Genomic DNA, 21,600 nt, shown 5'->3' with positions numbered 1-21,600 from the left:
AATTAATAAAAGTTGGCATGAGTTTTGATATATCTCTATCAATAAATGCAAGGTTGCATCACTGAGATGATTTCAGTGTAGAGATAAAAGGATGATTCCAATGACTCAAGCGCTACAACATGACCAACTCACCAAATATATTCGTATAACAGGCGACCGTCATGCCAAGTTTGTTGAATTTGACTTCGCAATCCACGACCCAACACTTTTTGTCGAACTTATTCTCCCTCAGCAAGCCTTTCAACATTTCTGTGAAATTAATCATGTCATTGAAATGACTGAAGCCCAGCAAGCTTGGAATGATGCACAAGAAGATAAATGGCGTTATGGCGTTGAACCCACCATTTTAAGCCAAGCCCGTGAACATTTAGATCAAGAAGATCCATCTTAAGCCCATAAGGAAATCGTGATGACTTTAGAAATTAAAACCTCCAACTTAGAACCGATTCGTCAAACCTATGCCTATATCGAGCGTCGTTTTGGTAAAAAACCTGCGACTCGTTATCAAGAAGTCAGTTTTGATGTACAAGGTACAACCAATTTTCATTATCGCCCATTGTGGAAACCAGACAAAACTTTAAATGATCACACCCATACAGCGTTACAAATGCAAGACTGGTATGTATTTAAAGATCCGCGTCAATTTTATTATGGTGCATATGTACAGCATCGTGCACGTTTACAAGAGACCGCTGAAAGCAATTACTCATTCTTTGAAAAACGCCATTTGATTGAAAATCTAAGTGATGAAGTGAAACAGAAAATCATCACTTGCTTATTACCGTTCCGTTATGTCGAGCAAACCGCCAATCTACACATGATGTCAGGTAGTGCCTATGGTTATGGCACGGTCATTACTCAAGCTTGTATTTTTGCGGCAATGGATCGTTTGGGCATGGCTCAATATCTCTCTCGTATTGGCTTACTCATTGATGGCAATACAGGTGAATCATTACAACAAGCCAAAGATAGCTGGATGAATGATACCTCTTGGCAACCACTGCGCAAACTGTGTGAACAAAGCTTAACGGAACAAGATTGGTTCAAGCTATATATCCTGCAAAACCTAATCATCGACAGCTTAATGCAAGCTCTGGTTTTCGGTGAACTGGATCAATGGTTAGTTGAACACGGCGCACGTGATGTGGCAATGCTGACTGAATTTATGAAGGACTGTTTAACCGATTTACGCAAATGGTCAGACCCTGTTTTAAAAACAGCCATTGCTGAATCTGAAGAAAATAAAACCTTAATTCAAGGTTGGATAGACACACTTTTACCTCAAGTGACTGAAGCCTTTAGTGCATGGTCAAATACCGCTCTTGGATATCCATCTATAGCCAATGGATTAGCGGTCATTACAGAGCGCAGTAAAAAAGCCGGTTTAACCTCAGAATTAGATTCAGTTGCATAAGGATACGCAGAAATGAGCTCTAAAGTTTATTTGGCATTACAAGATAACGATACCTCACGCTACATCATTGAAGCGATTGAGCAAGATAACCCAGAAGCCACGATTCAATATCTTCCTGCCATGATTCGTGTGGAAAACCTCGGAAAATTAGTGGTTCGTGCTGAAACTGTCTCTGAAAAACTAGGACAAGATTGGGATATTCAAGAACTGCAACTCAACATGATCACCTTAGGTGGCAACGTTGATGAAGATGATGACACTTTCACTTTGCAGTGGAATTAAGCCCACACGGAAGAAATAACTACAAGAAGCCGACTGCTTCAACAGGTTGAAAAGGATGATCAATATGAATAGCCAAGCAAAAAACGCGACTAAAACTGCAACCAAAAAACTCAATGCGAAAGACCGCTACCGTATGCTGACCCGTGATTTGGATTGGGATTTTTCCTATGCAGATCGTAAACAAGCTTTTCCTTACGAAGATTTTGAAGGGATTAAAATTACAGACTGGTCAAAATGGGAAGACCCATTCCGTTTAACCATGGATTCTTACTGGAAATATCAGGCAGAAAAAGAGAAAAAACTGTATGCCATTTTTGATGCTTTTTCTCAAAATAACGGTCAGATGAATGTCAGCAATGAACGCTATTTAAATGCCATTAAACTATTTTTAACAGCCGTCACGCCACTGGAATATCAGGCGTATCAAGGTTATGCACATGTAGGCCGCCAATTTAGCGGTATCGGTGCACGTATTGCTTCCCAAATGCAATCGATTGATGAACTGCGTCATGTACAGACGCAAATTCATGCCATGAGCCATTACAACAAATTCTTTGATGGCTTCCAAGACTGGGCGCATATGCATGACCGTGTCTGGTATCTCTCTGTACCAAAATCATTCTTTGAAGATGCACGTTCAGCAGGCCCATTCGAATTCTTATTGGCCATTAGTTTCTCTTTTGAATACGTTCTGACTAACTTATTGTTCGTGCCATTTATGTCAGGTGCAGCTTATAACGGTGATATGGCTACAGTGACCTTTGGCTTTAGTGCCCAGTCGGATGAAGCACGTCACATGACCTTAGGTTTGGAAATCGTAAAATTCCTACTAGAACAACATGAAGATAACGTCCCGATTGTTCAGGAATGGATTGATAAATGGTTCTGGCGTGGTACTCGCCTGCTGTCTATTGTCGGCATGATGATGGATTACATGCTGCCAAACAAAGTGATGTCTTGGAAAGAAGCCTGGGAAACTTATTTCGAAGAAGCTGGCGGTGCATTGTTTAAAGACCTTAGCCGTTACGGTATTCGTATGCCGAAATATTCAGACGTGATTGTGAAAGAAAAAGAGCATATTTCACATCAAGCATGGTGGATTTTCTATAACTTTGGCCATGCTGCTGGTTTCCATACGTGGATTCCAACAGATGAAGAAATGGATTGGTTATCTGAGAAATACCCAAACACCTTTGACAAATATTATCGCCCTAAATGGGAGTTGGCGCGCAAGTTAGAAGCTGAAGGTAAACGCTTCTATAGCAATGGTTTACCGCAACTATGTCAAATTTGTCAGATTCCAATGACCTTTACGGAAATGGATGGCGACCTGACTATGTTTAGCTACCGTGACAGTATTTATAAAGGCGAGCGTTACCACACCTGCTCAGATGGCTGTCATGACATTTTTGAACGTGAACCTGAAAAATATATTCAAGCTTGGCTGCCAGTGAATCAAATTTTACAAGGCAATTGTGGCGGTCCTGATTTAGAAAGCATTTTACGTGATTACTACAACTTTAATGTTGGTGCAGACAATCTGGACATTGAAGGCTCTCCAGACCAAGAACGTTGGAGAAAATGGAAAGGTCATGTCGCTTAAGTAAAAAAGGATCAAAAGTCATCTCATGAATAAAAATTTCGAGATGGCTTCACACTCAAGGAATTTAGGAGTTTTCTTATGCCAGTACAAGCTATTCAAAAAAAATATGAATTTGATGCACGTGATGCACAAAAAAATTATGGCGACAACATGCTGCTCTATGTCGGATGGGATCATCACACATTATTTTGTGCAGCTCATGCTTTCGTAGTCTCACCACAACAAAGCTTACAAGAGCTGATTGATCAGCAAATTCAAGCGGGTTTTAATCAGCATCCTGACTTTGAACATATCGACTGGTCAAAAGTCCAATTCACCTTAAATCGTCAATTATTAACAGATATCGATTTTTCTAAGACTTTAGCTGATTTAAATTTTGATCATAAATCTCTACTGCGCTTTGTGACACCTGGTCTAGATGGCTACAACGGCACGCATGTATAAGGGAGAACTATCATGAGTTATCAAGTCACGATTGAACCTGTAGGCATGACTATTGAAGTTGAAGAGGATCAAACCATTTTAGACGCCGCTTTACGTCAAGGGGTTTGGCTGCCCTTCGCCTGCGGGCATGGCACATGTGGCACCTGTAAAGTTCAGGTGACTGACGGTTTTTATGATGTTGGTGAAGCTTCCCCTTTTGCACTGATGGACATTGAACGCGAAGAAAATAAAGTCCTTGCCTGCTGCTGTAAACCTGAATCTGACATGGTGATTGAAGCCGATGTTGATGAGGACGAAGATTTTCTGGGTTACTTGGTACAAGACTACCAAGCCAAAGTTTTAGAGATCAAACAACTGTCACCGACTATTAAAGGTATTCGTTTACAGATTGACCGTCCAATAGAGTTTCAGGCTGGGCAATACATCAATCTTCAATTGCCGAATATTGAAGGAACGCGTGCATTTTCAATTGCCAATGCACCGAGTGAATTAGGTGTAATTGAGTTGCATATTCGCCAAGTACAGGGCGGTGCAGCCACCACCTATGTACACGAAACCTTACAAGTGGGTGATGAACTTCAAGTTTCAGGACCTTATGGACAGTTTTTTGTGCGTAAATCCGACGAAAAAGATGCCATCTTTATTGCGGGCGGTTCTGGTTTATCAAGTCCGCAATCCATGATTTTGGATCTTTTAGAACAAGGTGATACACGTACCATCTATCTTTTCCAAGGCGCGCGTGATGTTTCTGAACTCTATAACCATGAAATGTTTGAAACCTTAGTCAAAGACTATCCAAACTTCCGCTACATTCCTGCACTTAATGCGCCCAAAGCAGAAGATCACTGGACAGGATTTACAGGTTTTGTACATGAAGCGGTGGCAGATTATTTTGAAAATAAATGCAGTGGCCATAAAGCCTATTTATGTGGTCCGCCACCCATGATTGATGCGGCTATTTCAACACTGATGCAAAGTCGTCTCTTTGAAAAAGATATTCATACCGAACGCTTCTTGAGTGCCGCGGATGGTGTTTCTAACGAATCCCGTTCAGCTTTATTTCGACATATTTAAAAATATTTTAAACAACCATTTTCAGCCATTACTTTGAAAATAATTTCAATGGCTTCCCCTTTTCGAATGATCTGCTTCATGTCCGTTCCAGATCATTCGATTCTACTTTTCATAAATCAAAGGATAATGATTATGAACCGTCAACAAATTGATGCCCTTGTACAAAAAATGAATGTGGATACCGCAACAGGTGATGTCGATCTACGCATACAGAAAATTGTGGTTCGCTTGCTCGGAGATTTATTCCAAGCCATTGAAGATTTGGATATTTCTCAAACTGAAATTTGGAAAGGTCTAGAATACATAACCGATGCTGGCCAAGCGAATGAACTTGGATTACTTGCTGCGGGTTTAGGCTTAGAACATTATTTAGATTTACGCGCAGATGAAGCCGATGCAAAAGCAGGCTTGACAGGTGGTACACCGCGAACTATTGAAGGTCCCCTATATGTTTCAGGTGCACCTGAATCAGTCGGTTTTGCCCGTATGGACGATGGCTCAGAATCAGACCACATTGATACTTTAATTATTGAAGGAACGGTGACCGATGTCGATGGTTGCATAATTCCAAATGCAAAAGTTGAAATCTGGCATGCAAATGGCTTTGGAAACTATTCTTTCTTTGATAAGGCGCAATCCGAGTTCAACTTGCGCCGTACTATTTTTACCAATGCAGATGGCAAATATACTGCTTTAACCACTATGCCTGTCGGCTATGGCTGTCCGCCTGAAGGCACCACACAAGCCTTACTGAATAAGCTGGGCCGTCATGGCAATCGCCCATCGCATGTACACTATTTCATCTCTGCGCCAGATTTCCGCAAGCTCACCACGCAGTTCAATATTGAAGGTGATAAATATCTTTGGGATGACTTTGCTTTTGCCACACGCGATGGACTGATCGCAAAAGCCATTGAAATTACAGATGAAGCTGAACTCTCACGCCGCGGTTTAGATAAGCCGTTTAAGCACATTACATTCAATTTCGAATTGATCAAAGAAGTTGACCAAGCACCTTCGACAGAGGTTGACCGTCGACGTGTAAGTGCTTAATGCAGAATACGCACCAATGAGTGTTCTTATTGGTGCAGTATCAATGACATCAATCTTTGTAATAACAACATCATTGAAAAGGATTTTCTATGAAAAAACTGACTTTAAAGCTATCTGTGAGCCTAATCCTAGGTTTGAGCAGTACACTCACATTTGCAACAGAAAATGGGGCTGATTCATTTGCCTTAGGTGCTGAAGGTATGATGGCAGGTGCATTACCGCCACCCGGAGTGTATTTACTTAACTATTATCAAAATTATCATGCAAGCAGTTTTGACCAAGGGCCAGACAGCTTTCATCTTGATGTGAATGCCTTTATCCCACGCTTGGTCTGGATGACGGAACAAAACTATCTAGGTGGACAGCTCGGTTTTTATGCAGCCCAGCCTTTGGTCGATTTGCGCTTAAACATTAATGGCATGTCTGATCATAATACAGCTTTAAGTGATTTAATTATTGGTTCCATGCTTGGCTGGCATCAAGGCAATCATCATTGGATTGGCGCAATAGAAACAGTTTTAGCCACTGGGAAGTACGACACTCCTACCTCCGCTCAGCCTGTGGTGGCCAATATTGGTAAGAATTACAATACTATTCGCCCCATTATTGCTTATACCTACGCCCCAGCAAATGGTTTAGATATTTCGACTAAAATTTCATATAGCTTTAACGATGAAAATGATGACACACATTATAAATCTGGGCAATATTTTGCCAGTGATTACAGTGTAGGGTACAAACTTACCGATAACTTCAAAGTTGCGGTAGAGGGATATGTATTTAAACAAACCAAATCTGATAAACAACAGGGTGAAAATATTGGAATGCGTGGAGAAGTCTTGGCTGTTGGTCCAGCCGTTCAATACCAAGATAAAAACTGGTCGATTGAAGTAAAGTACTTAAAAGAAACCAATGTTGAAAATCGCCCTGAAGGACATACTGGCCTTTTAAAATTTATCTGGGCTTTTTAATACAACAAATTGAATTATTATGGTTTTGTACTACCCCGACTTGAATCTTTTGCACCAGAGTTTAAAAAATTCAAATATAAAACTTTATCAATCAAGAAGTCAGGAAGTAGAAAGTATAGGCTTTAATAACACAAAACATATCCAGATATTTAAGTGAAATATCTCACAATAAAAAGCCACTTAAGTAAGTGGCTTTTATACGATTTTTGGTGGAGATGGTGGCAGTTTAACTAAGCATTTAAATATCTAAACTATAGTTATTTTTAAAAATTGAGTTACCCCAATTTACCCCATCTAAATAAAATGGACTATGGGTATAAGCTACGGTCTCTTCTATTCCAGTTAATTTAAAATATTTCCGGCGTTATCTGTAACAACACACCTTTTACATCCACGATTAAATACTGAGCATTTTTCAATTGGACTAAAAATTCTGGATAGCAATCTCAGTGCGCACCACAAACAAGACATAACTTATTATTTTAATTAAATATTTTTTAATAGCATAAGAATTTTACAAAAAAAATATCGTAAAAATTTATCAAAACCATGCATTTTATTAAGCCTTGATCAGTGTTAAATAGGCTTAATCAACGAAATTCCAAATATTCAACTCCCCATTTTTTCTTACTTTTAAAAATCATTAGAAGGCTTATATTTTAGAAACTCTTTAACTAAATATTGGTAAGATTACAGATTATTGAATATTATTAGCTGAATTTAAGTTCAATTAAAAGATGGATTAATGAAGAAATATATAATTTTTGTGCATGGTTTGACTGGTAAAGTTGGCGCCACATGGGGTGATTTCCCAAAATTTTTAGAGGCGGACTCAAGTATTAATGAATACACAATGCACGAATTTGGGTATTACTCCCCTTTACTTGCATGGTTTAAGCGAGCCCCAACCATTGGAAGTATTGCCAATGGCGTTATAAGCGATATCAAAGCTCATTGTGATTTAGAAAATGATGACATAATTTTAGTTGGGCATAGCATGGGGGGAATAGTCATAAAAAAAATGTTATTAAGACTAAATTCTCAGGGCGTGAAACATAATATTAATAAAATATGTTTTTTTGATGTACCTCATGATGGTTCAGGCTTCGCTAACGTTGGTAAATACATTAGTTTTAAAAATCAACATCTAAAGTCCTTAGTTAGTAACTCTGCCGAGCTAGATGATATTAATGAACAATGGGTAGATAAAAAAATTGATCATAATTTAAGTATATTAAGTATTATAGATGCTAATGAAACTGTAGTTTCAGCAATGAGTTCTAAAAGCATTTTCAGACATCACCAGATTGAAACTATAAATAATGTAAATCATAGCTCAATTGTCAAACCTAAAACAGAAAATGATAATATAGTTATTCATTTAAAAAAATTTATAAAATTAAAGCGTTCATTAGAAAAATTCAAATCCCAAATCGGCAAACCAATATATGAATGGCTTAAATACGATGAACGTAAACATGAACTGCCTTACAAAACTGATAGTGCTCGACAGTTAGCATTTGATGCATTAACACAAGCACTTGAATCTGAAACACCTTATGTAAGGATAACGGGTTTGTCAGGCTTAGGTAAATCTAGATTAATACTAGAATACAAAAAACATAAAAATATTGATAATGAAGAGTTTTTAGTTATTAATGGTGCAGATTTGGAGACCACTATACAAAATGAGATATCAAGACTCTCAGAAAGTGGTGTGACAGGATATATTATTATTGATAACTGCGCAGTTGACTTACACAATTATGCAGTGAATGCAATTGTTATTAACAACTCGAATCTTAAACTAATAACAACTTATTTTTATCATGATGAACCAAGACATCTTAAAAATAGTATTCCAATTAAATTAGAAATGTTAGCATCAGAACAAATTAACGATATTATTCATGAACGTCTACCCCAATTGGATGCCCCTTTAAGGAAGCGGTTAGAAGTGTTTATTGAAGGATTTCCACTACTAGCACAAATGGCTACTCAAGAATTACAAAATGATGGGATTCTGACTACAAACTTTAGTGAGCCTCAATTAGTTGAAAAATTGATTAATGGGGATCGTAATCTTACTCCTGAGTCAACAGAACTATTAAAAGTTTTTTCTCTATTTGATTACTTTAAATTTCAAAATGATGGTACTCAGTCTGCAAATTTAGACGCAAGATTTATAAATACGATTGCTGGTACTAATCAAAAAGCTTTTGATAAAACTATTAGAACTTTTAATCAAAAAGAATTAATCAATTGTACAAGCAACTTTGCACGTGTAGTTCCAAAACCTCTTGCTCTTAATTTAGCTATGGAATGGTGGAATACAAGTTTATTCGAACGGCAATCAGATTTAGTTACTCAACTCCCCCCATCATTGTTAGAAAGCTTTTGTAAGCAAATTAAATTTTTAGATTCATCAATGAATGTTCAGGAATTTGTTGAAAACTTTTGTGCATCTAATCGCCCTTTCGGCCAAGCGGAACTGTTGCTTACTAAAGCGGGTTCAATACTTTTCCGCGCACTTGTTGAAGTGAACCCTGTCGTTACAACTCAACTCATATATCGCATTATTAATAGTTTAAATGATGCTGATATATTTTCTATTTCTGGAGACATTAGACGTAACTTTATTTGGTCATTAGAAATGTTGGTATTTCATGATTCTTGCTTCGATAAAGCTGCATGGTGCTTATTTAAGTTTGCTCAGTTTGAAAATGAAAGTTATGGTAATAATGCTACAGGACAATTCGCACAATTATTTAGAACAAACTTGTGTGGAACTGAAGCAAGCTTTGAAAAAAGATTAGCTTTACTAGTTAGAGCTATGAAAATTAATACTGAAAAAGCTGATTTTGTCATCCTACAAGCTATCAAATCAGCTATTAGTACCCAAGGAGGCACTAGAATGGTTGGAGCCGAATATCAAGGTACTAAGCCAGAACTGAAAGAGTGGCAACCGAAAACATACTCAGAAATATATGATTATTGGCAACATCATCTAAATACATTAATTGATCTTATTAACCATGACAATATAACTGAACAAGTTAAGAATGTATTTGGGCATGAAATCAGAGGATTAATAAAGTACCCTATTCAGCAACAATTAGACTCTGTATTCAAGGAAGTAATTAGACTTTCGGGGAAATACTGGCCTGCAGCTTCTCAAGCAATTACTCATGCTTTTCAATTTGATATTAAAGGCTTGGAACTAAAAGAAATAGAACTTTTAAGGTCTTGGGAAGAATTATTATCACCAGATGATAATGACCTTGAAGAAAAGTTGAAACTAATTGTTCTTAATCCTTCTAGAGAATATGTTAAGCATGCCGATGGTCGCTATATTGATGTTGCTGCCGAGGATGCTAAAAATTTAGCTGAATCTATTCAAGAAACCTATAATGATTTAATTCCTCATCTTAAGATGTTATTAACATTTCCAGAACATAAACAAAGCTGGATCTTTGCTAAGCATCTAGCCATACAATTGGATGAAAATGCCATAAATGTAATTTTGGATAATCTTTTAAACTTTTTACGTAGAGATAAACCAACCAACATACAATTCCTTGCAGGATTTTTAAGCGGTATTAATGATAAAAATATCGACAAATGGATGGAAATAATTGAGTTAATTGCTACGGATCAAGCTTTAGTTCAATACTATCCAGATACGGTACGAACAGGTAAGTTCAACTCACATCATTTAGATATTTTTCTTGACTTGATAAGTACAAGTAGACTACCAAGTAGCGCTGCATCAATACTGAATTATGGAAGTGTAACTCAACACCTAACAGAAAAAGAGATTACAGACTTTTGTTTATCTTTAAGTAAAGTTGATACTACAGCCGTTTGGGTTGCATTAGATAATTTGAGTATGTACATGTTTGGACGTACAGACCTTGACTTAAAGTTGATAAATCAAGTTTTAACTTTTTTAGTTCTTAATGTATCTTTCAACAAAAATGACAAATTATATCAATTTGATAGCCATAATTGGCTTACTTCAGTAGAAAAACTGTTAAGCACGGAAGATAAAGACTTTGCTTTAAAGTTATGCCTCTACTTGATTGATCAAGTAGGTAGCTATGACGTTAATTATAATGATTTGTGGGATTATATTGGCGAAGCATTCTATAAAGCGTTTGAGCTTCATGGAGAATACTTATGGCCTAAAATTTCATTCAAGTTCCTAGATGGGAATTATAAAAAATCGTATAGATTATTAGATTTATTAGAAAGCGGAAAATCATACCATAAGCGTGACAAAAGTATCTTTGATATGTTAGATGCAAATAGTATCGTTGAATGGTGTAAAGATGAAGTAGCTTTGATAATCACTACTCGTGCAATAAAAATGTTTATTTCAGATGGTGAGCATAGATCTTTTAATCCTTTGCTCCTGCGCCTAATAGCTGAGTACAGTGACAATGAAGCCTTTAATAGTGCGATTTTAGCAAACTTTTCAAGCAGATCTTGGATGGGTTCTCTTATTCCTTACTTGCAAGAGGAAAAAAAATTGATAGAAACCTTAATCAATCATGAGAATATGAAGATTAGAAATTGGTCTAAACTATTTATTGATTCTATTGATAGACAGATTGATTTAGAAATTAAGCGAGAAGCAGAAGACAAAATGCTAAGAGGCTTTGATTAGTTGCTTAACTACTATCTATGAGTAAATAGTAAAAGGAATAAATTGTAATAGCTACCAATTAAAACGGACACTTCTGAATTAAGACCTAGTCATAGAACTAGAGTTAAAGAATGATTATGGAACGTATTGAAGCTATTACATCTGTTCAACGTAGCAGACGTTTACAGGTCAGGAGAAAGTGCATTTTGTTGCCATGACCATGCAGCCAGACTCATCCGTTTATTCTGTTGCCAGACAGTATGGCATCTCACCAAAGTTTACTGTTTGAATGCAAAAGACTAATGTAGGAGGGTAGCGTCTCTGCTGTGGAAGCAAATGATCAAGTTTTTAGTGTGTCTAACTATAATTCGCTGTTAAAAATAGGGGGGGAGATACCCTCTTAGGCTAAAAATCACAATTAGTCTACTAAAAAACAAAAAATAAGGGAGCTAAGAACGTCCCTTATTCTCGACTCGCCAACTTACTTTCAATCCATTGATGAATTTCATAAGCTGACCAACCAATACGATTCTGAGTTATTTTTACTTTTTTGGGAAAAGTCGGATCATAGTAAGGTGAGTATTCATCCATCATTTCATAGATTGTTGATCTACCCACACCAACAAATTTAATGACTTCTTTAATACTAATCAGTTGATTCATTTGAAAAGTTTGTCCAACAAACGCATTCATGAAATTTACTCCAAATCAATAATGCGAGCGTTACTGCTCAAATAATCAGGAGGTCTGTAAAAATTAACTAATTCACCGCCCTCACACTTCCCTGCAACCCTTTCTGCATATCCTGTACAAATCCATCATCTTGATTGAGCTTAGGTTTAGTCTTGGATCTCGAATCAAGATGCTGTTGCTCAACTTCAGAAGATTTATCCACGTAAAACTCCTCAACAATTTCACCACCCTCCTCCGCATTCACCTCAAACTGTGCATTAGCAAAACCTTGCCCTGCAATGAAATCCAGTGCCTCCTGATAAAATCCTGCCGCCTTACTTTGTTCATCAATCTGTTTGGCTACTTGAATCGCCTCTTGTAAATGAATGCCATCACGTAAAGTCAGATCCACGTAATACACAGGCGTACGATAGCTTTGCGTGGTGCTCTTGCCTCTTAAAGTGAGTTGTAATGGTAAACAGGACAGTAAGCCATTCGATGCAGCCTGGTAATAACTGAGTCGTGCGGCTAAAGTCCTTATACTGTTAAAACCAGTGGTTCTAAAAATGAATGTACCCAGTTCATCGGACTCATCCAAATTCACATACAAACGCCCATAAGGCTTACATAAGCCACCTTGTGCCAATGTGCATAAATCAGGTGATGGACAAGGATGATGCTCAACCCCTTGATTGGTCAGTCGCTGACAAGTTTCACCATTACCCACACACACGGGACGTCCTGTCTGTCGGTCAAATAAGCTGTACTCTGCTCGTAGATTCAGTTCAGGATCATTGAAGATCATACGGACTGGAATTGAACGAAGTTTTTGACTGGGTGCTTTAGCACGAAGTTGTTCATCCAGTGGATGTTTCACCCAACCCTCTTTATTTTGAATTTGGGAACTCAAGGTAAATTGGTCATCCTTTTCAGGGACACGTTTACCATTTTTTTCCACCATCTTACCGATACTGATTCGCCCGAGTATTGGCGGAGTAATCGCTAAACCTTTGATCATGTTGATTTTCTCTTTTATATAAATTGAATAGGCATAAAAAAGCCCGTGCTGTGGACATGGGCTGATATGAGCTTGTGTGATTGAATTAATGGTTTGGTGCTATGTGGATAAAATCTGACTTATGCACCATTGGCATAAATCTGAAAACGCCGTACCCCTTGCTTGGCTTGTGGAAACTGATTTAAATATTCAGGGTGTGAGTCTAATAAAGCCTTTGCATTTAAGCTGATCGAGTCCTTCGATTTTTTCCATGTGACTGAACCTGTTTTAAAGGTGGCACGTTCAGCCTCTTGCATTTTGGCTTGTAGCTGATGTTTAAGTAGGTCAAATTGCTCTTGGTGTTTTTCAACTTGATTACGTACTCGGATCAATTGTTCAAACTGTTGATTCGCTTGCTCATCTTCAGATAAGTCTGTCGTAGAGAGTGGTACATGTTCTGGATAAAGCAGTTGTAAAGCTTTGGCTGCCGACTCACTGGCATCCGCTTCAGGTGGGGTATCATTTTCCACACAATCCCAGAAGTAACGCTCTGCATTGACGATGTGCTGAATCACCGATTCTGAACGGGTCACTTTAAAAATGCGTGTTTCATGTCCACAGATCAATACGCAAATATGGGCTGCCTTTTTACCTGTCACTGCTAATTGATGTTGCACCTGACATAAGACATATAAAGGCACGCCATCGCGCCAGAGCTTAGCCCCATATTCCCCTGCGGTTTTGCATTCTAAAATCTGTACATCTGCATCCCCCACCACTGAGTAATCCAAGTTGGCCAACATAAAATGCTTGTCTGGATCAGGATGTTGTAACACGGCATTGACCCGACGCACTTTGTAATTGGTATGCATGCTGTAGAATTCTGCAACGAGTGGTTCCAGCCGTTTACCCCAATATAAAGGTGCATGGCCTTCACTATCCTCTTCAATCGATTGTTGAATCCGTCCTGTTTTGATCATCCACAGTTCCAACATCGACATATACGGATTGAGACCACAAGCTGCGGCACAGTCGCTACTGCCAATGCCCTTGCGTCGAACTTCCAGCCATTCGGCTTGCGTCATATTTTTAGTCTCCACAAAGCGTTTTGCGGTAAACAGTTTTGGACGGTTGGCATGTATATTGAGTGTGGCGTTGTTTGGTTGAATTACGGCTGAGTTCATAGCGATTTCCTGTCATTGTTAAATTTAGGGCATAAAAAAAGCCGTGTCCGTAGACACAGCTTTGAATAAAGTAGTTAAGTCATTTGTAAGGTTGAGCGTTTAAGTATGGTGATATGGCAATAAGTCTGCTTAGGCTATCAATAGATCGCTTAAAGTTAGGCCAACATGCGTAAAGCTTGTTCGAGTCCACGTTGCTTGAGACCTGCGCCTGCACCGAACCAAGCAGAATCCAGTCGGTGATCTTGACTCATGGCCCGACGCTCGTGATCGGCGAACTCGGTGATACTGCAAAGTAAGCCATAAGCGGTGTCTTTGGCTGAACTCAGTTCTGCACCTCGTCCTTGTCCATTAAACATGGTCATGACTTTTGACATCGCGCGACCATTCGGTTCAGTCTTGTTGTCAGCTTTAGTGGCTGAATTGGCTTGGGTGGCGACATTGCGGTAAAACTGAATAATGCCTTCATCCTGTTCAATTGGACTGAGACTGGTATTGTTAAACACGGCATCGAAATAAGCTGCCGCTTCAGTCTGCGTGACTTTACGCTGACTGAGTTGTTTCATTTCATACATGTGATCCTCCCACGCACGGACGGATATACCCAATTGCTGTTTAATCTTCAGGGTATCGAACTTGGTGCTGTGTGGGACTTTGACTACACCTGCACTTGAGTTTTGTCCCTTTAAGGCAATCGCCAAGGTGTTGTTGCAGACCACGCGGATCGAGGTGAATTGTGCTGTGGTTGCAAGAGTGCCATCACATGCGGTGGCTAAGAGGATGTAACCATTGCTGACATCTTTGCCCTTTAAAGCAGATGTTTGCCCTGTTCTGGCTAATGCCCAGAATTTCTTTCCGCCTTTCAGTACCCCAGCAGTTTCCAGTTCAAAGCCTGACTGCTCGGTTAAGTCTCGATAAAACTCCAAGATCTGTTTCGGTTGAACTTCCTGATAACGTTGACTCACCACGGATAATGGTGCATGGGTATCAGAGCGATAAAGTACGCGCTGTTCTTCATAAGGCATGATGATACTTTGCCCTCGGTCATTTTTGGCCATATAGCTGACATTGGAAGATTCAATGCGCCAGTCCATGCCTGCTTGTTGCGCCCAGACTTCAATGGATTGGTTTTGGGTGAGTGGGTTACCTAAGCCATGCCAAGGGGTTTGACCGACATACGCCATTTGTTCAATTTGATGTGCCATGATGTTTTCCTTTAAATCAAATGAATGTTGAACATTCTTCAAACTAAATTTTGGAGCATAAAAAAAGGCCTGCTGAGGGAGCAGGCCAAAGGGTTAATCCATTTCACTTGTAAAGTAAGATGGAAATTCATGTGGATGTTATATATCTGAAATTTATTTAATTCATGTCCATAAATTTAGACATCTTTTAATCGAAATCTACGGCCAATCATTGACCCTTTTAAACTCTAAGATTATGATTTGGGGGCTGGCCTACATTGCCAGTCGGTTTTAGCAGACCGTTTCATACAGCGCATCAGGAAATATTCGTCTGAGTATTCCTTATGCGTAAAACCTTCTCGTCCCCCTTTGCGGTAGAACGGGAGGGGGACGCGTTCGCGCGTGCTGGTTCTGTATGTCCAGTCTGCTAACCCCTTTTCGTTCTGCCACCATTATTTAGCAGTAATTTGGCGGAGCTTCCATTGTACATACAGGAATCTTTACCATGACTAAGCAGTACCTCTCACTTTTATTTTCCCTCAAGCCTTTGAATACCATCCCTTGGTCCTCGGCCTAAATTTATAGATTCCATTTCAGCTTAACTTGATCTAAAGACAGTACTGTCCTTTGGATGGTCTACGCTTGCCTTTTATTTATGCAATCGGCTGAATCAATCTATTTCAAAAAACAGAACAACAAATTTGGGGGGAACAAATGAAAACCTCGTTACTCATTACATCCATCATTTTCTCAGCACTCTTATTCTCAGGTTGTGCCAGTAAATCTGAACGGCAATTTATTAGTGGCTGCCAATCCTCAGGAATGGAGCGTTCTGCCTGTAAATGTGCTTATAAGAAGCTTGAAAGTAAATATGGTGAAAACGAACTCAAGAACAATCTTTACACCCTTCACCAAAGTGAAGCCTTTCAATACGACCTACTTCAAAGTGGTTTGCAATGCATGAAGGAGTAAGTCATGAGAACACTCGCTGGCATCATCTGCATCATTGCAGTCATCTGTTTCTTGGGTTTGCCCTTTATCGCAATGATGATTGTGTTCGGGCTGTTTTTTTTACTCGCTCAATTTGCTTTTGGGGGAAATAAATGAATCCATCCATTAAGACTTGGTTGATCCGTGGATACCTCATCATTGGTCTGCTCTTCACGCTCTATCAATCCATCTGGGGACAATACAGCTATAAGTCATTTGCCTATCACTTAGGGCAAGGTGTCATTTGGCCTGCTGTCATGTTTCCGTCGGTGGGCAAATTGATCGGTGGCATTTTGCTTCTGTTGATTATCGGCGGTCTCGCCTTACGTTCCAAATAATGAAATACCTTTAAAATGAGAAACATCATGAATAAACATATCATCGCTATATTACTCACATCTTTTACAACTTCTGTTTTTGCTGCTGATCACATGAGCATTAATGGAAAAACCGTAACCACGAGTGATACTCGCTCAACACTCATTCAGAAATTTGGTCAACCTGAATCAGGAACAGCGCAATTCAGCAACTGGAGCATCGGAAATCTAAGCCTCTATGCCAACTATAGCAAGCAAGGTTTAGCCCAGTTCAGCGTCAATCAGCTGAATACCTCACCAAGCAAAAATTTCATCAATATCGAAGGAAAAACGGTTTATCTAGGTAAGGACACCATCAAAACAGCAACGAGCAAATTTAAACACGCTTGTTTCAACTTTGATGAAGGTCACCAAGGCTCAACCTATACCATGACACCTAAGACTACGGTAAAAAATAAACTCAATATTGTTCTTGAAACTACGGGGGATGCTTATGATGTTAAGACAATTTCCAATTTACCAATCAATGGGTTCTCGTTCACTCAAGATGCTGTAGCAGCGAATCATGGCTGTAAATAAGTTAACATCGCTCTTTGATGAATTCTGAGTTAAAAAAGAAGTTGGTTGGTTTACCACTCACAATAACTTTACTTAGCTCCTAGATAGGCCGATGAGAAATCATCGACCTATTTTTCTATTTGCCTAGAAGATGAACCTACTTGCTTAATGATTAAAGCCACGTTGGCATTGTTCGCAGTAAAACCCAATGGCAATCCCTGAATCAGAATGAACCCGTTGCGTTTCCATCCAATATAAATACATCCCCTTCAATAATATTTCAGCCAGTCCCAACCACCATGGCGCAAAAGGTGGTCTTTTACAGAGTTGTTTGAACACTCGTGTACCTAGCCCAAATTGAGCAGTGAATAAAGGTTGAGTATTCAACTGAGATGAAGGCTCTTTGGGATGAGAGATAAACATACGATGTACGCGAGTAGACTGACAATAAGGACAATGCTTAAGCATCATTTATATCTCCAATGAAAAGTAAAAAGGGCCTATATTCATAAGCCCCTGATCATTTGAACCATGATCTTCATGTGGATGATGTATGCCTGTATTATTTTCTGTTAGCCAAAAGTCCGCATGCGCTTTTTAGTTTTCACTCTTAGATGCTGCGATTCTTTTTCAGGGCGTACCAAATACTTCACGGTATTCAACATATTATTCACTTCATCTAAGTTTTTACGATGAATCATCCCGATGCCTAAACGGTTTCGATCTGAGAACTGCTTAAGATACGCTGCTGTGTGACAGTTAAAATGACAACCTAAGCCATCTGTAATATCACTCCAAAGCTTTCCAACTTGATTAGCAATCCAATATGCACTACACCGTTCGCTTCCTTTATAAACCAAGAGCAAATGACAATGATAACCTTTGTCCTCTCCTTGCTCTAATGCCCATGCAGATTCAATCAATCCTTTAAAGACCGTATCCTGATCACGAAGTCGAGTGCGCAGTACATCCATATCATCCTTAAAATCCAAGATACCGATCTGATCTTGAGATTTAAGCGGATAAGCTATATCGACACGAACCACTAAAATCCGTGAATATTTATCGCTGATTTCTTGCATACGATCAACAAGCGTCTTGGTATTTTCTGACTCACTATAACGATGATGACGTAATTGACGTTTATGTCTACGATAATGCCACTTGAAATCACGCTGAATATCTTCAAAAGAGATTTTTATTAAGCGCTCATATAAGCATTCAGGATCATCTAAATACTCGTCTAAATCCAATAACAGTTCACTCACTGCCTCTATTGCAGGTATATAAGAATAATCAGGATTATAAATTTGATTTAACTGAACAAGCAGTTCTTTTAACTGATTATAGAAATTACGCGGCTTACGTTTTCTGATAGAGATATTTTCAACAAAATTTTCAATTCCAATCAAGATCTTTGATTCATTTACAGTATGACACATGAGTATCCCTTTTGATGGTTTAAAACATAAAAGGAACTCTTCTGTAATTATTTACCATTAAGGAAATAGATTAAATATAAATAATATTAATAACCCTAAAGAAAAATACAATATTCACCCAAAAAAATATCACACCAACTCATATTAAAACTTATAAAACCCAAATAAAGTAATGCAATATTTATCCAACTTTTTTATAACTTAAATTAATATAAATTATATTATTACAATAACCAAGTTTTAAAATTTGAAGAATAAAAATAGACATCAGTCATTCTAATTTTTAGCCAATCCTCTATTCTAAGAAATCGTATGATAATCCATAAATTAATCGATTTTGAAATTACAATATTTTGATGTTCTTTTGCGGAGAAAGACTTCTCACAATAAGTAAAGAGACTTTCTGTATGACTATTTCATACAACAAGTGCATTTTATTGTACTAAAAATCAGGAATTTCGATATATTTCCCTATTTCAGTTCTTTAGCACTTCGTAAAATCATATAAAATTCTTTAAAAAATTGTGTAAAATTAACTCGTAAATATTTCATAAAATACTACGTAGAATTCTACACTGAGATCTGTATGCCAGGATTCAAAGATATAAGACACGAAATTGAGAATGAGTTAAAGAAATATCATAAAGAAGATCTAATGTGGATCTATGACATTTTATTAGGAGTAAATTCAAGAACTAACACTAGACTCAAATTCAGGGATATTAAAAACCTAAGAAATTTTGATGAGATTAAAGAATTAATTATTCTAGAGTTAATAGAATATAATAATGAAAATGAAATAAGACGTAATTTTGAACTATTTAATCAACATAAAAAACATTTCATTAAAAATGAACTATTTTCAGATTTTAAAAAGGATTTAAGATTATGTTTATTTTTTATATCATATTTAGAAAGCAAAAAAGAATATAAAAAAGAAAGTCATCTTGACAGTTTATTGGTATCAAACATAAAACCAAGATTTTGTTTTTATTCAAAAAACTACATCTACATTAGATTTGTATATTATATTTTATCTAAAGATGTAAAGATGAATGAATTATTAGAGGCTAAAAAAGATTACAACGATTTAATCAGAAAAAAAATAAATACATCTCTTAAATTTAAAGATGAAAATTTCACAATCTGGGCTATGGAGTACTTAAGACCTTATAGTTACTTTTTAGAAAGAGATTTTAGAGAAATATTAAATAGCTCTGATACAGAGCTATTTATTACTTCTTATCTAGACTTCCTTTACCTTTGTAAACCTTTAGAATATGAACTTTTGACAATTAAGATGAATAAAGCATGGAGTCAAAAAAAGTTTAGAGATTCAAACAAAGTTAAAAAGGACTATCACTTGCCTTTAACTAAAAAATCTAAAGAAGAACTAGCAAAACTATCAGCTTTTAAAAAACTATCTGAATCTGATATTCTAGAGCAACTCATCCACCAAATGTTTCTTAAGGAAATGTGTGACGAGAAAGAGAATAGTAAATATTAAGTGTATATTTGATTTGGTAAAATTTTCAAAATATGTAGAGACTTTTATACTCAAAGAGAGTCTCCACATGCATTTCATCCTTATTAAAAACACCAATTTCTTACTTGTTCCCCATACCACTCCATAATTTTTATACGTTCATCCCAGTATTGCGCACGGTTATAGGCTGATCGAATTCTGTTTTGAGGGACATGGGCAAGCTGGCGTTCAATGGCATCTGGGTTAAATAAATTGGACTCATTCACGACAGTACTAAATAATGATCTAAAACCATGTGTAGTCATTCGTCCTGCATAACCTGAACGCTTAATCACAGCTAAGATCGACTCACTACGCATAGGTTCTTTATTATTTAAACGATGTGGAAATAGTAGTTCCTGATTGTGAGTAAGTCTTAAAGCTTTCAGTTCCTCAATCATCATATCCGTCAATGGCACACGATGTCGCAGTCGGTTCTTCATGCGGTCTTCAGGAATATCCCACTTACGCCCTTCCAAATCAAACTCATCCCAACGTGCTTGTAGTAACTCACTGACTCGAACACCAGTCAACATAATTAAAATGATGGCATGATGTGTCTGAGCATCACTTGGATAAGCTCTAACTTTTCTTAGAAATTCAGGCATATCTGAAGCAGGTAATGATGCTAAATTTTTCACACGCTTATTTTTTAGTGCATAGACCAAATCGCCTGCAGGATTATCGTAGCGATAGCCGTGTGCAATAGCGTACTTCATGACCATGCCACAGCGGGATAAAGTCCGTTTTGCCACTTCAAGTGAGCCTCTCCCCTCAATCTTTTTTATGATCTGCAAAATTTCAGGTGCTTGAATCTGATTAATACGCTTATTTTCTAATGAAAGATACAATTCATCTAGAGATGCTCTGACATTGCTAATATGCTTCGGCGACCACGTTTCCTTCTGATTCTCAAACCAATTTTCAGCCACTTCTTTAAAGAATGGCTTTATGTCCTCATGAAGTACTGATTTTGAATGTTTATACTTAAGTTCATAAGCCATTTCTCTAGCTTTTTTCAAACTAAGTTCTGGGTATGGTCCTAGTGACTCAGATTGACGCTGCCCATGAACGGTATAGCGGACATTCCAATACTTCTGACCTTTAGTTGTAATAATCAGCGATAAACCATGTGAATCTGATAGACGATATTGCTTGTCTTTCGGTTGAGCTTTTCTACAATCTACATCTGTGAGTGACATATCTTTAACCAGAATTTGTTGTGTTAATTTCTGGGTAAATTTT

At 37.7% G+C, this 21,600-nt stretch carries 21 protein-coding genes; 14 read left to right on the top strand and 7 right to left on the bottom strand.

The window, feature by feature from the left end:
- The first annotated feature begins 100 nt into the window (after window positions 1-100).
- The 9 genes from JZ787_RS12640 (at window position 101) to JZ787_RS12600 (ending at window position 11,510) form a co-directional block, all read left to right on the top strand.
- The gene (locus JZ787_RS12640; protein WP_346312559.1) at window positions 101-391 is read left to right on the top strand and encodes a phenol hydroxylase subunit; all 291 of its coding nucleotides are present in this window, start codon (window positions 101-103) and stop codon (window positions 389-391) included.
- 18 nt (window positions 392-409) lie between these two features.
- On the top strand, window positions 410-1,414 hold the full coding sequence (locus JZ787_RS12635; protein WP_346312491.1) for an aromatic/alkene monooxygenase hydroxylase subunit beta: 1,005 nt from the start codon (window positions 410-412) through the stop codon (window positions 1,412-1,414).
- A 12-nt stretch (window positions 1,415-1,426) separates the two neighbouring features.
- The gene (locus JZ787_RS12630; RefSeq protein ID WP_086185130.1) at window positions 1,427-1,696 is read left to right on the top strand and encodes an MmoB/DmpM family protein; all 270 of its coding nucleotides are present in this window, start codon (window positions 1,427-1,429) and stop codon (window positions 1,694-1,696) included.
- A gap of 64 nt (window positions 1,697-1,760) precedes the next feature.
- Window positions 1,761-3,299, top strand: a complete 1,539-nt coding sequence (locus tag JZ787_RS12625) for an aromatic/alkene/methane monooxygenase hydroxylase/oxygenase subunit alpha (protein WP_346312490.1) — start codon at window positions 1,761-1,763, stop codon at window positions 3,297-3,299.
- A 78-nt stretch (window positions 3,300-3,377) separates the two neighbouring features.
- The gene (locus JZ787_RS12620; protein ID WP_346312489.1) at window positions 3,378-3,743 is read left to right on the top strand and encodes a phenol hydroxylase subunit P4; all 366 of its coding nucleotides are present in this window, start codon (window positions 3,378-3,380) and stop codon (window positions 3,741-3,743) included.
- Between the two features lie 12 nt (window positions 3,744-3,755).
- Window positions 3,756-4,817, top strand: coding sequence for a phenol 2-monooxygenase domain-containing protein (locus JZ787_RS12615; RefSeq protein ID WP_346312488.1), 1,062 nt, complete (start codon window positions 3,756-3,758; stop codon window positions 4,815-4,817).
- 132 nt (window positions 4,818-4,949) lie between these two features.
- Window positions 4,950-5,870 carry a catechol 1,2-dioxygenase gene (gene catA, locus JZ787_RS12610; protein ID WP_346312487.1) on the top strand — a complete coding sequence of 307 codons (921 nt, stop codon included), beginning with the start codon at window positions 4,950-4,952 and terminating at the stop codon, window positions 5,868-5,870.
- Between the two features lie 89 nt (window positions 5,871-5,959).
- Window positions 5,960-6,841: a transporter gene (locus JZ787_RS12605; RefSeq protein WP_346312486.1), complete on the top strand. Its 882-nt coding sequence runs from the start codon at window positions 5,960-5,962 to the stop codon at window positions 6,839-6,841.
- Between the two features lie 745 nt (window positions 6,842-7,586).
- Window positions 7,587-11,510 (top strand): hypothetical protein, encoded by a 3,924-nt coding sequence (locus JZ787_RS12600; RefSeq protein ID WP_346312485.1) that lies wholly within the window; start codon window positions 7,587-7,589, stop codon window positions 11,508-11,510.
- Window positions 11,511-11,951: 441 nt separating this feature from the next.
- Here JZ787_RS12600 and JZ787_RS12595 read toward each other — a convergent pair whose 3' ends face one another.
- From JZ787_RS12595 to JZ787_RS12580, 4 genes are all read right to left on the bottom strand, one after another.
- Window positions 11,952-12,182 (bottom strand): AlpA family phage regulatory protein, encoded by a 231-nt coding sequence (locus tag JZ787_RS12595; RefSeq protein ID WP_346312484.1) that lies wholly within the window; start codon window positions 12,180-12,182, stop codon window positions 11,952-11,954.
- A gap of 67 nt (window positions 12,183-12,249) precedes the next feature.
- On the bottom strand, window positions 12,250-13,179 hold the full coding sequence (locus JZ787_RS12590) for a hydrolase or metal-binding protein (protein WP_346312483.1): 930 nt from the start codon (window positions 13,177-13,179) through the stop codon (window positions 12,250-12,252).
- A 119-nt stretch (window positions 13,180-13,298) separates the two neighbouring features.
- Window positions 13,299-14,342, bottom strand: coding sequence for a lambda-exonuclease family protein (locus tag JZ787_RS12585; protein ID WP_346312482.1), 1,044 nt, complete (start codon window positions 14,340-14,342; stop codon window positions 13,299-13,301).
- A 155-nt stretch (window positions 14,343-14,497) separates the two neighbouring features.
- On the bottom strand, window positions 14,498-15,544 hold the full coding sequence (locus JZ787_RS12580) for a DUF932 domain-containing protein (RefSeq protein ID WP_346312481.1): 1,047 nt from the start codon (window positions 15,542-15,544) through the stop codon (window positions 14,498-14,500).
- Between the two features lie 693 nt (window positions 15,545-16,237).
- On the opposite strand from JZ787_RS12580, the gene JZ787_RS12575 reads away from it, so the two are divergent.
- The 4 genes from JZ787_RS12575 to JZ787_RS12560 are packed head-to-tail and all read left to right on the top strand — an operon-like array spanning window position 16,238 to window position 17,409.
- Window positions 16,238-16,495, top strand: coding sequence for a hypothetical protein (locus tag JZ787_RS12575; protein WP_346312480.1), 258 nt, complete (start codon window positions 16,238-16,240; stop codon window positions 16,493-16,495).
- Between the two features lie 3 nt (window positions 16,496-16,498).
- Window positions 16,499-16,630: a hypothetical protein gene (locus JZ787_RS12570; RefSeq protein WP_264754345.1), complete on the top strand. Its 132-nt coding sequence runs from the start codon at window positions 16,499-16,501 to the stop codon at window positions 16,628-16,630.
- The gene (locus JZ787_RS12565) at window positions 16,627-16,851 is read left to right on the top strand and encodes a hypothetical protein (protein WP_346312479.1); all 225 of its coding nucleotides are present in this window, start codon (window positions 16,627-16,629) and stop codon (window positions 16,849-16,851) included. The genes JZ787_RS12570 and JZ787_RS12565 overlap by 4 nt, the downstream gene beginning before the upstream one ends.
- Window positions 16,852-16,878: 27 nt before the next feature.
- Window positions 16,879-17,409 carry a hypothetical protein gene (locus JZ787_RS12560; RefSeq protein WP_346312478.1) on the top strand — a complete coding sequence of 177 codons (531 nt, stop codon included), beginning with the start codon at window positions 16,879-16,881 and terminating at the stop codon, window positions 17,407-17,409.
- A gap of 144 nt (window positions 17,410-17,553) precedes the next feature.
- Here the strand turns inward: JZ787_RS12560 and JZ787_RS12555 are convergent, their stop codons facing one another.
- Together JZ787_RS12555 and JZ787_RS12550 are read right to left on the bottom strand one after the other, a co-directional pair.
- The gene (locus JZ787_RS12555) at window positions 17,554-17,859 is read right to left on the bottom strand and encodes a hypothetical protein (protein WP_346312477.1); all 306 of its coding nucleotides are present in this window, start codon (window positions 17,857-17,859) and stop codon (window positions 17,554-17,556) included.
- Window positions 17,860-17,960: 101 nt separating this feature from the next.
- Complete coding sequence (locus JZ787_RS12550) at window positions 17,961-18,830, bottom strand: inovirus-type Gp2 protein (RefSeq protein ID WP_346312476.1); 870 nt, start codon at window positions 18,828-18,830, stop codon at window positions 17,961-17,963.
- Between the two features lie 586 nt (window positions 18,831-19,416).
- Here JZ787_RS12550 and JZ787_RS12545 point away from each other — a divergent pair.
- Window positions 19,417-20,337, top strand: coding sequence for a hypothetical protein (locus tag JZ787_RS12545; RefSeq protein WP_346312475.1), 921 nt, complete (start codon window positions 19,417-19,419; stop codon window positions 20,335-20,337).
- 83 nt (window positions 20,338-20,420) lie between these two features.
- Here JZ787_RS12545 and JZ787_RS12540 read toward each other — a convergent pair whose 3' ends face one another.
- Window positions 20,421-21,557 (bottom strand): tyrosine-type recombinase/integrase, encoded by a 1,137-nt coding sequence (locus JZ787_RS12540; protein ID WP_346312474.1) that lies wholly within the window; start codon window positions 21,555-21,557, stop codon window positions 20,421-20,423.
- Window positions 21,558-21,600: the final 43 nt, after the last annotated feature.

Origin of the sequence: Acinetobacter sp. BWR-L5 (assembly GCF_039655985.1) — a bacterium.
Lineage (GTDB): Bacteria > Pseudomonadota > Gammaproteobacteria > Pseudomonadales > Moraxellaceae > Acinetobacter > Acinetobacter johnsonii.
The sequence above is the reverse complement of the archived record's forward strand: the minus strand, read 5'-3'. Positions and strand labels throughout refer to the sequence as shown.

Excerpts from the sequence above, each read along its gene's own strand:
- JZ787_RS12640 (WP_346312559.1), top strand. The coding sequence starts at position 101 with ATGACTCAAGCGCTACAACATGACCAACTCACCAAATATATTCGTATA.
- JZ787_RS12635 (WP_346312491.1), top strand. The coding sequence starts at position 410 with ATGACTTTAGAAATTAAAACCTCCAACTTAGAACCGATTCGTCAAACC.
- JZ787_RS12630 (WP_086185130.1), top strand. The coding sequence starts at position 1,427 with ATGAGCTCTAAAGTTTATTTGGCATTACAAGATAACGATACCTCACGC.
- JZ787_RS12625 (WP_346312490.1), top strand. The coding sequence starts at position 1,761 with ATGAATAGCCAAGCAAAAAACGCGACTAAAACTGCAACCAAAAAACTC.
- JZ787_RS12620 (WP_346312489.1), top strand. The coding sequence starts at position 3,378 with ATGCCAGTACAAGCTATTCAAAAAAAATATGAATTTGATGCACGTGAT.
- JZ787_RS12615 (WP_346312488.1), top strand. The coding sequence starts at position 3,756 with ATGAGTTATCAAGTCACGATTGAACCTGTAGGCATGACTATTGAAGTT.
- catA (WP_346312487.1), top strand. The coding sequence starts at position 4,950 with ATGAACCGTCAACAAATTGATGCCCTTGTACAAAAAATGAATGTGGAT.
- JZ787_RS12605 (WP_346312486.1), top strand. The coding sequence starts at position 5,960 with ATGAAAAAACTGACTTTAAAGCTATCTGTGAGCCTAATCCTAGGTTTG.
- JZ787_RS12600 (WP_346312485.1), top strand. The coding sequence starts at position 7,587 with ATGAAGAAATATATAATTTTTGTGCATGGTTTGACTGGTAAAGTTGGC.
- JZ787_RS12595 (WP_346312484.1), bottom strand. The coding sequence starts at position 12,182 with ATGAATGCGTTTGTTGGACAAACTTTTCAAATGAATCAACTGATTAGT.
- JZ787_RS12590 (WP_346312483.1), bottom strand. The coding sequence starts at position 13,179 with ATGATCAAAGGTTTAGCGATTACTCCGCCAATACTCGGGCGAATCAGT.
- JZ787_RS12585 (WP_346312482.1), bottom strand. The coding sequence starts at position 14,342 with ATGAACTCAGCCGTAATTCAACCAAACAACGCCACACTCAATATACAT.
- JZ787_RS12580 (WP_346312481.1), bottom strand. The coding sequence starts at position 15,544 with ATGGCACATCAAATTGAACAAATGGCGTATGTCGGTCAAACCCCTTGG.
- JZ787_RS12575 (WP_346312480.1), top strand. The coding sequence starts at position 16,238 with ATGAAAACCTCGTTACTCATTACATCCATCATTTTCTCAGCACTCTTA.
- JZ787_RS12570 (WP_264754345.1), top strand. The coding sequence starts at position 16,499 with ATGAGAACACTCGCTGGCATCATCTGCATCATTGCAGTCATCTGTTTC.
- JZ787_RS12565 (WP_346312479.1), top strand. The coding sequence starts at position 16,627 with ATGAATCCATCCATTAAGACTTGGTTGATCCGTGGATACCTCATCATT.
- JZ787_RS12560 (WP_346312478.1), top strand. The coding sequence starts at position 16,879 with ATGAATAAACATATCATCGCTATATTACTCACATCTTTTACAACTTCT.
- JZ787_RS12555 (WP_346312477.1), bottom strand. The coding sequence starts at position 17,859 with ATGATGCTTAAGCATTGTCCTTATTGTCAGTCTACTCGCGTACATCGT.
- JZ787_RS12550 (WP_346312476.1), bottom strand. The coding sequence starts at position 18,830 with ATGTGTCATACTGTAAATGAATCAAAGATCTTGATTGGAATTGAAAAT.
- JZ787_RS12545 (WP_346312475.1), top strand. The coding sequence starts at position 19,417 with ATGCCAGGATTCAAAGATATAAGACACGAAATTGAGAATGAGTTAAAG.
- JZ787_RS12540 (WP_346312474.1), bottom strand. The coding sequence starts at position 21,557 with ATGTCACTCACAGATGTAGATTGTAGAAAAGCTCAACCGAAAGACAAG.